We start from the raw sequence: 12,308 nt of genomic DNA, 5'->3' as shown, positions 1-12,308 counted from the left end.
CTTACAAAAGAAAAATAAGCGTACCTGAATTCCTTCATTCAGATACGCTTATTTATTTTTGATTCTTTTCAATTCATCTTGCTTCCATTCATATTCCGCAAAATCTTCCGCCACAGTAATGGAAGGAAATACGGATAATCCTTGTTTTCGCAGTTCTTCTGCTTGGCTGGGTAAAAATCTGGCGCTGATATGTTGAACGATGAGATGTTTGGCTCCACTTTCTTTCGCAACTTGTGCTGCCTGTGTAATTGTTGAATGGCCATAAGGTTTCGCAAGTTCTTCTGTACCCGCATCAAACGTCGCTTCATGAATGACGATATCAACGTCCCTGCTTAATTCAATTGACGCCTGGCAATAACGCGTATCTCCGAGAATACTTATAGAGAATCCATTTACCGGTCCAGCTGTTACATCCTGACTTAACACAGTTTGACCATTTTCTAAAACTACATCCTGCCCTTTTTTTAGTTTTGCCAACAAAGGCCCTTTCGGCACTCCTAGTTGAATGGCCGTTTCAATCAGTAATTGTGGAGGTAAAGGTTTTTGAATGACTCGATAGCCATAACAAGGAATAACATGTTGCAACAATTTAGCCTCAACAGTAAGTTGCTCATCTTCGAAAATTACACCTTCATCAATCTCAACAAAGTTCACTTTATATTGTAAAACGGTTCGCGATATACGAAGGGTCGTAGTAATCCACTCTTCAATACCAAAAGGTCCATAAATGGTCAAAGATTCTTTCCCGTCCATAAAAGAACGAGAACCCAGTAAGCCAGGCAAACCGAAAATATGGTCACCATGCAAATGGGTAATAAATATTTTTTCAAGCTTTCTGGGCTTTAAGGTCGTGTGCAACATTTGGTGCTGCGTCGCTTCACCACAATCAAACAACCAAAAAGTGCCTCTTTCCTGCAGCAATTTCAATACGAGCGCGCTTGTATTTCGTTGTTTGGAAGGCATGCCTGCACCTGTGCCTAAAAATTGCAATTCCATATCAGGTATTCTCCCTATCTTTGTGATCATCTAAAAAATCTTTACTGAAACTTGTCTTGGATTCATACGTCGGTTTCCTAGCTTGTGTATGTCCTCTTGTAATCATATCTTTGCCGAATTTTGATTGTAGAGATTCTACCAGTTTCAATATAGGCTCTTCTTTTGCATGTTCCTCAAAATTGTATATGGATAATTGTTCAGTGAAGTCTACACGGTCTACAACGTTGCTGACAGTCACACCAAGCAGTCTAATAGCTTGGCCATCCCAATTTTTCGTAAACAATGACCATGCCACTTCAAAAATCTTATCCTTTTCATAAACCAGATTGCGAAACGATTGACTGCGTGATGAATTTCTCCAATCCGCATCCCGAATTTGAATGGACACGGTTGGACCGGCGAGTCGCTTTGCTTCCAATCGGTTTGCCACTCTCGCGCTCAAGTTTTGAAAGACTTTTCGCAGTTCATGTAAATCGGTTTCGTCACTTGGCAATGTCGTGGAGTTTCCTACACTTTTTGTATCATAAACGGAATCTGGGTCGACTAACCGATCATCTTGTCCATTAGCTCGATTTTTCAGTCGAATGCCATTCTTCCCAAGTGCTTCTTTCAATAAACCATCTTCAGCGTTGGCAATATCGCCAATCGTTTTCAAACCGATACTGTTCAATTTTTTCGCAGTGCTTTCGCCTACCCCATGCATTTCCAATACTTGTAGTGGCCATAAAACTTTATCTATATCCCGCTTTCGCAGGACCGTAATCCCCATAGGTTTCTTCAAATTCGACGCCGTTTTTGCTAAAAATTTATTTGGCGCAATGCCAATCGAACAAGGCAAATCCAGCTCCTGTACTAACCTTGTCTGAATGTCCGCTGCAATTTGTAAGGGTGACATAGGGCTATCAATTTCTGTGACATCCATATAACCTTCATCTATCGATACTGGTTCTACTTGTTTTGTATACGTTCTTAATAAATCAAACATCGCTCGAGATGCAATTCGATAACGCTCGAAATTTGGCGGCAACAATATTAGTTCGGGACATTTTCGCTTTGCTTCCCACACACTCATCGTTGTATAGACTCCACGGGCACGCGCCTCATATGAACAAGTTACGAGAATCCCTCTTCGTTCTTTTGGATTTCCGGCAATGGCAATCGCTTTCCCTTTTAAAGTAGGATCATACGATTGCTCAACGGACGCATAAAAACTATTCATATCAATATGAAAAATAATACGAGATTTATTGCGTTTTATGTCCATCATATCCTCATCGCCTCTTCATGTACTGAACATAATCATAACAAAAATCGAGAAATCAGGGTTAACCTGAAATCTCGACTTTATCTATGCATTAAGCTTGTTTTGCGGAAACCTTAACAATTTCAACGAGTAAATCTGACAATTTCTCAAGTTCTTCTACAGGCATGCGTTCGTTTTTCGTGTGAATCTCTTCATATCCAACAGACAAATTCACCGTAGGAATGCCGAAACCTGCAATGATGTTTGCATCACTTCCGCCACCACTTATTCCTAGGTTTGGTGTGCGTCCAATGTTCTTGACTGCTTGAATGGCTACTTGCGTCACATGTTCATCTTCATCAAAACGGAAGCCAGGATACATTAACTGAATATCGATTTCGGCTTTTCCACCCATTGCAGCAGCGGTCTCTTCAAATACCATTTTCATATGAGCAGTTTGAATGTTCAATTTATCTGGCACAATCGAACGTGCTTCAGCTAGAATATTCACTTCATCGCATACGATATTCGTTGCACCGCCACCTTCAAAACGTCCGATATTGGCAGTCGTTTCTTCATCGATACGACCTAATGTCATTTTCGCTATTGATTTGGCAGCAATGTTAATGGCAGAAATCCCTTTTTCTGGTGCCACGCCTGCATGAGCAGTTTTGCCCAAAATCTTCGCTCCAATTTTTGCTTGGTAAGGGGCTGCCGTAACGATTCCCCCGACTTTCCCATCTGAATCGACTGCAAATCCATATTTGGCAGTGATCAGTGAAGAATCTAATTGTTTTGCACCTGCAAGTCCACTTTCTTCACCAGCAGTAATAATGAATTGAATGTCACCGTGCTCAACCGATTCTTCTTTTAAGCGTTTAATCATGTCGAATAACGCCGCAATGCCTGCTTTATCATCTGCACCTAAAATCGTTGTGCCGTCAGAATAAATATAGCCGTCTTCGCGAAGTTCGGGTTTAATCCCTTTTCCGGGAACTACAGTATCCATATGAGTCGTGAAATATATTGTGTCTACATCTGCGAGTGTTCCCTTTAAAGTGGCGATTAAATTTCCAGCGCCATGGCCGCTTCGGGCAGCCGAGTCATCTTCAATTACGTCAAAACCTAGGTCTTCCATTTTGCTTTTTAAGATAGGTGCAATCATTTGCTCGTGTTTTGTTTCTGAATCTATTTGTACGAGTTCCAAAAACTCATCAATTAAACGTTGGTATGTCATATTAAAACTCCTTTATAATGGGATATTGCCATGTTTTTTGGTAGGTCGAGTTTCTTTCTTATTACGCATCATATCTAGAGCCTGAATGAGTTTAATACGCGTTTCGCGTGGATCGATTACATCATCCACCATACCTCGTGCAGCAGCTACATAAGGGTTTGCAAATTTTTCGCGATATTCCTCGATTTTTGTCGCACGCGTTTGTTCAGGATTGTCGCTTTGTGCGATTTCCCGGGAAAAGATTACGTTTGCTGCCCCTTGTGGACCCATTACTGCAATCTCTGCGTTTGGCCAAGAGAACACCAAATCTGCACCGATGGATTTAGAGTTTAGTGCTACATATGCTCCACCATATGCTTTTCTTAAAATGACTGTCATCTTCGGAACAGTTGCTTCAGAATACGCATATAAAATCTTCGCCCCATGACGAATGATTCCACCATGTTCTTGTTTAATTCCCGGGAAAAATCCGGTTACATCTTCAAACGTAATGATTGGAATATTGAATGAGTCACAGAATCGAATAAAACGTGCTGCTTTATCCGAAGAATTGATGTCGAGACCACCAGCCATTACTTTCGGCTGGTTACACACCATACCTACGACTTCCCCTTTAATACGAGCCAGACCAATTACAATATTACGTGCAAATTCTTTCTGTACTTCCATGAATGAATCTTGGTCCACCACTTGTTCGATAACTTTACGAATGTCGTAAGGACGAATTGCATCAAACGGTACAATATCCGTTAATTCAGGTCGATAATCATCCATTTGGTCAGCTTCCAGACGAGGTGGTTTCTCATCGTTATTTTGTGGCAAGAAGCTTAGTAAATCTCTAACCTGCTGAAGTATTTCCTGCTCTGTTTCAGCACGGAAATGAGCATTTCCACTGATGGCATTATGTACTTTTGAACCGCCCAAGTCCTCAGAAGATATTTTTTCTCCTGTAACTGTTTCAATAACTTTTGGACCGGTAATAAACATTTGGCTTGTTTTATCGACCATAAAGACAAAATCCGTGATTGCTGGAGAATAGACTGCTCCACCAGCACATGGTCCCATAATGACCGAGATTTGTGGAATGACGCCTGAATAAATGGCATTACGATAGAAAATGTGGCCATATCCATCTAGAGACACAACGCCTTCTTGAATACGTGCACCACCAGAATCATTTAACCCGATGAACGGTGCACCATTTTTGGCTGCCAAGTCCATGACATTGGCAATTTTCATCGCATGCATTTCTCCAAGTGCTCCGCCAAATACAGTGAAGTCCTGAGAGAATAAATAAATCGCACGACCATTTACTTTCCCGTATCCTGTAACGACTCCATCCCCAGGCCCTTTTTGAGTGTCCATGCCAAAGTCGACCGTACGGTGTTCAACGAATGGATTCAATTCAACGAACGTTCCTGGATCGACCAATAAATCGATGCGTTCACGTGCTGTCAATTTTCCTTTAGCGTGCTGTTTTTCAATTCTATCGTCTCCGCCGCCCAGTTCTATTTCACGCTTGCGATCGTATAAATCATTGATTTTTTCATAAATGTCCATGTATATTACCCCTTTAACCCGCTTTTATCACACAATTCATAAAGTACACCGAAAGAAGACTTTGGATGCAAGAAGGCAACTTGAGCACCACCCGCCCCAATCTTCGGCTGTTCATTTAATATTCGCACGCCTTTTTCACGAAGTTCAATCATGCGTTCGTCGATGCCTTCTACTCCAAAAGCAATGTGGTGAATGCCTTCCCCTTTTTTTTCAATGAAAGAGTGAATGGCGCTTTGTTCAGACATTGGCTCCAGTAACTCAAGTTTGACGTTACCCGCATCAATGAATGCCACACGAACTGATTCAGAAGCTACTTCTTCGATTTTCAAAACTGTTAAACCTAATGTTTCAGTATAATAAGGGATTGTTTCATCTAGATTTTTAACGGCGATGCCGATATGATCGACCTTTTTCAAAATAGCCACACCCTTCTGTTTTCTCCATCCTCTATTGTACCGATTTCTTTTTGAAAACACTACCTCTTGAGAATTTTTTCAGTTTCTACTAAACTTAAGAATAGCTAGTTAAAGGAGTTGTCTCGCATGCGCAATGCTAATTTCCGCAAGTTTGTCATCTATTTAATGATAATCATGATGGCTTTATCAAGTATCTTGTTTGGGTTAAGTTTGTTCTTTTAAAAAAACAGCTTCGAAGGAATCTTATCACTCCTTCGAAGCTGTCTTTTTTTTCATATTAAATCCAACAAAGCTACGTTTGATGCGTAAATACTGTTCCATCTCTTCGATGAATTGATAAAGTGCTGCCATAGCCAGAAAGTTTTCATGATCTTTCGGCAGAGGCATCTTAGCAAAGTCTTCTTTAACCTCATCTAGCTTCGATATAAACTTATGAGCGGTATTTCCGGAATGCACATGATTCGCCAATTCTTCCATAAAGTCAGCGACAATGTAACAATGTGAAATATTGACTGGCAATGCAGTTATTTTCGGTAAGACTCTCTCAATAATTTCGAACTGTTGTTCGCGCATATCGAAATATAGGTAATGCAGATTTTGTCTGCGGTTTAAATGGTTTTCGACATCCTGATAAGCAAGAGCTTTTCCTTTTTCAATCACTTCAGAGGCTTCAACAAGTTCTTTTCCATCCCAATCCGATTCTCCGTTTCGTAAATACGAAGTGATTTCATGAAAAATCTTCGAATACAAGGACTCGAGATCCAAACGATATTTTTTTAAATCCTTCTCGATTGAAGGCATGTATAAGTTAACTAACAATGCCACGCCAAATCCGACAATCATCAATTGGACTTCATTCCACAACAGTGACCATGACATATCTTTAGCGTCAAATAAATGCAGGAGGATAACAACGCTAGAAACAAAGCCATCCTGAAATCTTAAGGATACAAGCGTTGGAATAAATAATATTAAAATAAGACCGAAAACTAGTGGATGATACGCGATTCCTTCAAAAAATACGAAAGCGAACCCCACCCCGATAATGCTGGCAATGATACGTGAATAAACTGCACGTAGTGATTTCCGTTTAGTGGGTTGAATGCACAAAACGGTCAAAATGAAGGCGGAACTATAATAATCCAAATTTAAAAACATGGCAATAAGCATGGCAATACTCGCGCCAACTGCCGTTTTTAATGTCCGATAACCGATTTTGAATCGCCGGAAATTCATGAGTACACCAACTTTCGCAAGAAAAGTGAAAATCAACATTTTTCTTAACATGCATTTAGAGTAACCAAATATTTAATCTTCTAGCTATATATACGTGAAGGGTGAGTCCCACGAGTGTAGAGTCAATAAATAAAGAAGAAAAAAGAGCACCGACTAAGTGCTCTTCCTTTCCTTATAGCTCGTCACAATGTTCTTCAAACAGTGCTTGAATGTGTGTGATGACTGACATTGGGTCATGTCCTTCGATTTCGTGGCGACCGATATCAGCAACAGCTTGTCCATCTTTTAATAGAACAAATGAAGGCGAAGATGGCAAATGATCATCCCCAAACAACATACGAGCTTGAGCAGTTGCTTCTTTATCTTGTCCTGCAAATACTGTTACTAAATGATTTGGTCGTTTGTCGTAATGTACTGCATTCGCTGCTGCAGGGCGAGCAATGCCGCCTGCACAACCACATACAGAGTTAATCATCACTAAAGACGTACCTGGACGGGCGAATGCTTGTTCAACATCTTCTGCAGAAGTCAATTGCTCATAACCACTTGCTTCCATCTCACCACGTGCCTGACGTACTATATCATTCATCAATAAGTTAAAATCCATGTTCATTTGAAAAACTCCTCTCAAACTTCACTATTAATAATAGCAGGTCATTAATAGACACGCAAAATCTAGGTTTTGGACGTGTTTGTAAATAATTGCTCAACTGCCTGTGAAACGGTCAAATCACCTTGTAAAATTTCTTTTTCCAGCGATTTCACTAGCGATTTCGTCTGTGGGGTTCCATAAAATTCATCCATTAGACGATCCAAAATCATCGTATGAAACCACTCTTTTGTCTGTGACTGGCGACGTTCATCAAAAACGCCTGATTTAGTCAACGTTTCTTTAAAAGAACCGATTACTTCCCAAACTTCGCGTATTCCCATTTTTTCAATAGAAGAGACAGGCATTGCTTTTGTCGTCCAGCCTAGACTGGCAGGTTGCAGGAAATGAAGAATTTGCTCATATTCGGCAACGGTCTTTTTCGACATTTTCAAATTGTCTCCATCCGCTTTATGCACAACCAGCAAATCGGCAAGTTCCATAATGCCTTTCTTCATTCCTTGAAGTTCGTCCCCCGCACCTGTTAAAACGAGTAACATAAAGAAATCGACCATGCCGCGTACAATCGTTTCACTTTGCCCGACACCGACCGTTTCAATCAAGATAACATCGTAACCTGCAGCTTCACAAAGCAACATCGTTTCACGCGTTTTTTTGTGAACGCCACCGAGTGTCCCTGCAGAAGGAGAGGGTCGAATGAAAGCATTTTCGTGTCGAACGAGTTCTTCCATTCGAGTTTTATCCCCTAAAATACTGCCACCTGTAAGGCTTGAGCTCGGATCAATGGCGAGTACAGCCACTTTAAATCCAATGTCACACAAATATTTCCCGAACGCTTCGATAAACGTACTTTTCCCCGCACCTGGAACACCCGTGATGCCGATACGAATACTATTTCCCGTATGAGGCAGCAATTCCTGCAGTAACTGTTGACCAGTACGTTTATCGTCCATCACGGTACTTTCAAGCAAAGTGATGGCTTTAGCTAAATGGAGCCTGGAACCTTGACGAATTTCACGCGAAAAATCATCGACAGAAATCTCTTTTTTGTGAGATCGTCGAAATTGCTTTCGAGACGTTTGCCCCATGCCGTCATGAGTAGACTTCAGTCCACCCATCACATGCATTGCACTTTTCTGCTGGTTCTCTTGACCTTCCATTATTCCTTCACTTCCTCATACCCAAGACGTCTATAGATTTCTTCTATCACTTTCGCAGCTGCCACCGGAATGACAGTTCCTGGACCAAAGATTGCAGCAGCTCCATTTTCACGTAAAAACGCATAATCTTGAGCTGGAATTACGCCTCCAACCACAATAAGAATATCTTCGCGATTCATTTTCTTCAGTTCACTTTGAAGTGCAGGCACTAAGGTCATATGTCCAGCTGCAAGTGAACTCACTCCAATTACGTGCACATCGTTTTCGACCGCTTGTTTTGCGGTTTCTTCTGGCGTTTGGAATAACGGACCAATATCCACGTCAAAACCTAAATCGGCAAATGCCGTCGCGATGACTTTGGCACCACGATCATGTCCGTCCTGCCCCATTTTCGCGATAATAATTCGTGGACGGCGACCCTCGTTTTCTTTAAAGTCTTCCGTCATGTCTTTTACTGCCTGGATTTCTTCTTCATTTGAGAAGTTTGAACTGTATACGCCACTCACGGAACGAATCACCGCCTTATGTCGACCTGATACTCGTTCAATCGCATCTGAAATTTCGCCAAGAGTAGCACGAACACGCGCCGCTTGAACTGCACATGCCAGCAAATTGTCTTCCCCAGTTTCAGCCGCTTTTGTAAGAGCAGTCAATGCCAATTGCACGTCATCTTCATTTCGCGTTTGTTTCATTTTTTCAAGACGGTCGATTTGTTTTTGACGCACAACCGTATTGTCAATATTCAAGATATCAATCGGCTCTTCCTCAGCAAGTCGGAATTTGTTAACACCGATGATGACTTCTTTACCCGAGTCAATTTGTGCTTGTTTCTTAGCAGCAGCTTCTTCGATTTTCATTTTCGGTAATCCTGTTTCAATCGCTTTCGCCATTCCGCCAAGTTCTTCGATTTCTTCAATCAATGCCCATGCTTTTTGCATCAATTCGTCCGTCAATTTCTCAACAGCATAAGAACCTCCCCACGGATCGATCACTTTTGTCATCATCGTTTCTTCCTGTAGGAACAACTGTGTATTACGTGCAATTCGCGCTGAGAAATCCGTAGGTAACGCAATTGCTTCATCCAATGCATTGGTATGCAGGGACTGCGTATGCCCCATAGCTGACGCATTTGCTTCAATTAATGTACGTGTCACATTGTTGAATGGATCTTGCTCCGTTAAACTCCATCCTGACGTTTGAGAATGTGTTCGGAGTGCCAAAGATTTCGGATTCTTCGGATCAAACGTTTGCATCATTTGCGCCCATATTCTTCTAGCAGCACGCATTTTCGCTACTTCCATGAAATAATTCATGCCAATTGCCCAGAAAAACGACAATCGGGGTGCAAATGAATCAATGTCGATTCCTGCTTTCAAACCAGTTCTCACATATTCCAAACCATCTGCCAATGTATAAGCAAGTTCGATATCAGCAGTTGCACCGGCTTCTTGCATATGGTAACCAGAAATCGAAATCGAATTGAATTTAGGCATAAACTTTGACGTATATTCAAAAATATCCGCAATGATTTTCATCGACATTTTCGGTGGATAAATGTACGTGTTACGTACCATGTATTCTTTCAAAATGTCATTTTGAATAGTTCCCGTTAATTGCTCATGCGTAACTCCCTGTTCTTCCGCTGTCACGATATAAAAGGCCAAGATCGGCAGTACCGCCCCGTTCATGGTCATTGATACAGACATTTGATCTAAAGGAATGCCATCGAACAAAATTTTCATGTCTTCTATCGAATCAATTGCTACTCCAGCTTTCCCAACGTCGCCTGTTACCCGTTCATGGTCAGAATCGTATCCTCGATGGGTAGCCAAATCAAAGGCTACTGAAAGCCCTTTCTGTCCCATTGCTAAGTTTCGGCGATAAAAGGCATTGCTTTCTTCCGCAGTTGAAAATCCTGCATATTGTCGTACAGTCCATGGACGTGACACATACATCGTGGGATAAGGTCCTCGTGTGTTTGGTGCAATACCTGGAAAATCCGACATATGATCAAGTTTTTCTACATCTTCTTTTGTATATCTAGAAGCCAGTCGAATGCCTTCATTCGTTAAATAGGATTCGTCAGCTTTTTGTGAGTCATGTTGTTGCGTTACAAACTGTTCCAGTTGAACTGCTTTGAAATCAGGCTTCATTAACATGGCCCCCATTCTTTTTAACATCAATCAATTGCTGCATTTTGGCAATGACATCTTGGCCTGCAAAAATAGAACCATTCAGACCTTGCTCGCGCCATTTGTTTTCTTCAGTATGTCTACCCGCAACATCAATTATTGTTTGTTGATCGGCAATATTTAAGAACTGTGGCAGAATTTCGTTCGTTATTTCATCCTTGGCTGCACATACCACATATTCCATCTGGTTAGATTTTACCCAATGCCATGCAGATTGAGCATCAGAGAATACTGGGCTCATGACTGGATTTAATCCTCCCGCTTGCAGGAAACCTTGGACAAAATCAGCTCTCGGTTTAACGTCTTTCAAAACGCCAAATGACACAACGGCAGTTAAAAGTGGAAACTCACCGAAATGTTTTCGAAGTTGTTCGAAAGGAACTGCTAAGCGTCCGTACTCTTCTGCAGTGTCAGTTGTGACAATCGAATCTGACGGATTGGCATAAACATTCGTCCCGATTAATGAAGCTTTGCGTTTTGCGATTGCTTGTATTCTTGATGAGTGGACGTTTTTAGCCAGTGACATCAAATAATCTTCTTGTTCCGCTGGATTCATATCTACCGTTTTCAGGAACAAATCCCATGATTGTCTGACAAGGTCTGCAGTTAATGATTCGACATAAAATGAACCTGCTGAAGGATCAATCATTTTATTAACCATCGTCTCTTCGCGAATGACCAGTTGTACATTGCGTGCAATTCGCTCTGACGTTGGAGATGTGCCTGTCAATGCATCATGAGGTGAAACCGATAGGATGTCTGCGCCGCCTAGTACGGCTGAAAAAGCTGCATTTCCGGCTCGTAATAAATTAACAGTCGGATCTAATTTCGAGTATGATCTCAATGAAGTATTAGCAATAACGTTAATTGCTTCTTCCTTTTGGTTATATGCACTTGAAAACGCTTTCCATAATACGCGGAATGCACGTAATTTAGCTAATTCCATAAAGAAGTTCGTGTCGATTTCAAATTGTGTCGCGACCTTTGTTAATTCAGCTTGCTCTTCTGCTTGTTTCGATAGTGCCAACAATGCATAGGCAAGTTCATGAACGGCAGTACCACCAGCGTAGTGAATAGCGCTAGTTGAAATATTTCTGCTAAGTGACTGAACTGATACGGGACCTTCAATGTATCCATTCAGTCCATCTAACTGCTGCTGAGTCATTCTGTCAAAGACTTGCATGATTTGATCGTCAGAGTCTTTAATTGATAAATGGAATGGATGGCTATTCAACAATTTAGCCAAGTCCTCTATTTCAGTAGCTGACCAAGCCCATGAAGGAACTGTAGCTTTGTAGACAATCATGTCGTTACCTAGATTTAATTGTTCTTTTGCTTTATGTAGAAATTCTGAAGCCGAACCGGCATTTGTCGTTTGGGCAACAAGCCAAGTCGGTTCTTTTTTCGCATGCGAAATGACGGCGGAATGATTCAATGTTTTATGTAAATGTTCAGCCGTATAAAGCGGTTCGAGGTCGATACCTTCAAAAGTAGGTGTAATCAATTGTTCATACGGTTTGCCTTTTAAAGTACGAACAGCTTCTTCTTGCCAATTTTCAAAATTCGCTTTAGGAAAAGTTGCCTGTTTCATTTGTTCGATTGTCATGTGGTCGCTTTCGCTTCCCTCCTTCGAATCTGTTACTCACTCTTAGTCTAAC

At 41.3% G+C, this 12,308-nt stretch carries 11 protein-coding genes; 1 reads left to right on the top strand and 10 read right to left on the bottom strand.

All coding sequences use genetic code 11. The features are described 5' to 3' along the window. Positions 1-48 precede the first annotated feature (48 nt). From rnz to mce, 5 genes are all read right to left on the bottom strand, one after another. Positions 49-996: a ribonuclease Z gene (rnz, locus tag AC1DSK_RS06870; RefSeq protein WP_477547269.1), complete on the bottom strand. Its 948-nt coding sequence runs from the start codon at positions 994-996 to the stop codon at positions 49-51. A gap of 1 nt (position 997) precedes the next feature. After that, complete coding sequence (locus AC1DSK_RS06865; protein ID WP_477547268.1) at positions 998-2,263, bottom strand: DNA polymerase IV; 1,266 nt, start codon at positions 2,261-2,263, stop codon at positions 998-1,000. A gap of 88 nt (positions 2,264-2,351) precedes the next feature. Then, positions 2,352-3,476 carry a M20/M25/M40 family metallo-hydrolase gene (locus tag AC1DSK_RS06860; protein WP_477598122.1) on the bottom strand — a complete coding sequence of 375 codons (1,125 nt, stop codon included), beginning with the start codon at positions 3,474-3,476 and terminating at the stop codon, positions 2,352-2,354. A gap of 12 nt (positions 3,477-3,488) precedes the next feature. Next, positions 3,489-5,036 carry an acyl-CoA carboxylase subunit beta gene (locus AC1DSK_RS06855; protein WP_477547266.1) on the bottom strand — a complete coding sequence of 516 codons (1,548 nt, stop codon included), beginning with the start codon at positions 5,034-5,036 and terminating at the stop codon, positions 3,489-3,491. Positions 5,037-5,041: 5 nt separating this feature from the next. Further along, positions 5,042-5,452 (bottom strand): methylmalonyl-CoA epimerase, encoded by a 411-nt coding sequence (gene mce / locus AC1DSK_RS06850; protein WP_016426998.1) that lies wholly within the window; start codon positions 5,450-5,452, stop codon positions 5,042-5,044. Positions 5,453-5,578: 126 nt separating this feature from the next. On the opposite strand from mce, the gene prli42 reads away from it, so the two are divergent. Continuing rightward, positions 5,579-5,674, top strand: a complete 96-nt coding sequence (prli42, locus tag AC1DSK_RS06845; RefSeq protein WP_016426997.1) for a stressosome-associated protein Prli42 — start codon at positions 5,579-5,581, stop codon at positions 5,672-5,674. Between the two features lie 24 nt (positions 5,675-5,698). Here the strand turns inward: prli42 and AC1DSK_RS06840 are convergent, their stop codons facing one another. The 5 genes from AC1DSK_RS06840 to AC1DSK_RS06820 all read right to left on the bottom strand — a co-directional run bounded on the left by AC1DSK_RS06840 (position 5,699) and on the right by AC1DSK_RS06820 (position 12,256). Beyond that, a complete protein-coding gene (locus AC1DSK_RS06840; RefSeq protein ID WP_036659647.1) occupies positions 5,699-6,688 on the bottom strand; it encodes an aromatic acid exporter family protein in 990 nt (329 codons plus the stop codon). A 172-nt stretch (positions 6,689-6,860) separates the two neighbouring features. Beyond that, on the bottom strand, positions 6,861-7,301 hold the full coding sequence (locus AC1DSK_RS06835) for a BrxA/BrxB family bacilliredoxin (protein ID WP_016426995.1): 441 nt from the start codon (positions 7,299-7,301) through the stop codon (positions 6,861-6,863). 62 nt (positions 7,302-7,363) lie between these two features. Then, entirely contained in the window at positions 7,364-8,458 is a 1,095-nt protein-coding gene (meaB, locus tag AC1DSK_RS06830; protein WP_477547265.1) for a methylmalonyl Co-A mutase-associated GTPase MeaB, read from the bottom strand. Next, positions 8,458-10,611 (bottom strand): methylmalonyl-CoA mutase, encoded by a 2,154-nt coding sequence (gene scpA, locus AC1DSK_RS06825; RefSeq protein WP_477547308.1) that lies wholly within the window; start codon positions 10,609-10,611, stop codon positions 8,458-8,460. The genes meaB and scpA overlap by 1 nt, the downstream gene beginning before the upstream one ends. Then, positions 10,601-12,256, bottom strand: a complete 1,656-nt coding sequence (locus tag AC1DSK_RS06820) for a methylmalonyl-CoA mutase family protein (protein ID WP_477547264.1) — start codon at positions 12,254-12,256, stop codon at positions 10,601-10,603. The genes scpA and AC1DSK_RS06820 overlap by 11 nt, the downstream gene beginning before the upstream one ends. Positions 12,257-12,308: the final 52 nt, after the last annotated feature.

Source organism: Paenisporosarcina sp. P4_B8 (assembly GCF_056402175.1).
The sequence above is the reverse complement of the archived record's forward strand: the minus strand, read 5'-3'. Positions and strand labels throughout refer to the sequence as shown.

What these genes read in the sequence shown, in the direction of transcription:
- rnz (WP_477547269.1), bottom strand. Translation starts at nt 996, where the DNA reads ATGGAATTGCAATTTTTAGGCACAGGTGCAGGCATGCCTTCCAAACAA.
- AC1DSK_RS06865 (WP_477547268.1), bottom strand. Translation starts at nt 2,263, where the DNA reads ATGATGGACATAAAACGCAATAAATCTCGTATTATTTTTCATATTGAT.
- AC1DSK_RS06860 (WP_477598122.1), bottom strand. Translation starts at nt 3,476, where the DNA reads ATGACATACCAACGTTTAATTGATGAGTTTTTGGAACTCGTACAAATA.
- AC1DSK_RS06855 (WP_477547266.1), bottom strand. Translation starts at nt 5,036, where the DNA reads ATGGACATTTATGAAAAAATCAATGATTTATACGATCGCAAGCGTGAA.
- prli42 (WP_016426997.1), top strand. Translation starts at nt 5,579, where the DNA reads ATGCGCAATGCTAATTTCCGCAAGTTTGTCATCTATTTAATGATAATC.
- AC1DSK_RS06840 (WP_036659647.1), bottom strand. Translation starts at nt 6,688, where the DNA reads ATGAATTTCCGGCGATTCAAAATCGGTTATCGGACATTAAAAACGGCA.
- AC1DSK_RS06835 (WP_016426995.1), bottom strand. Translation starts at nt 7,301, where the DNA reads ATGAACATGGATTTTAACTTATTGATGAATGATATAGTACGTCAGGCA.
- meaB (WP_477547265.1), bottom strand. Translation starts at nt 8,458, where the DNA reads ATGGAAGGTCAAGAGAACCAGCAGAAAAGTGCAATGCATGTGATGGGT.
- scpA (WP_477547308.1), bottom strand. Translation starts at nt 10,611, where the DNA reads ATGAAGCCTGATTTCAAAGCAGTTCAACTGGAACAGTTTGTAACGCAA.
- AC1DSK_RS06820 (WP_477547264.1), bottom strand. Translation starts at nt 12,256, where the DNA reads ATGACAATCGAACAAATGAAACAGGCAACTTTTCCTAAAGCGAATTTT.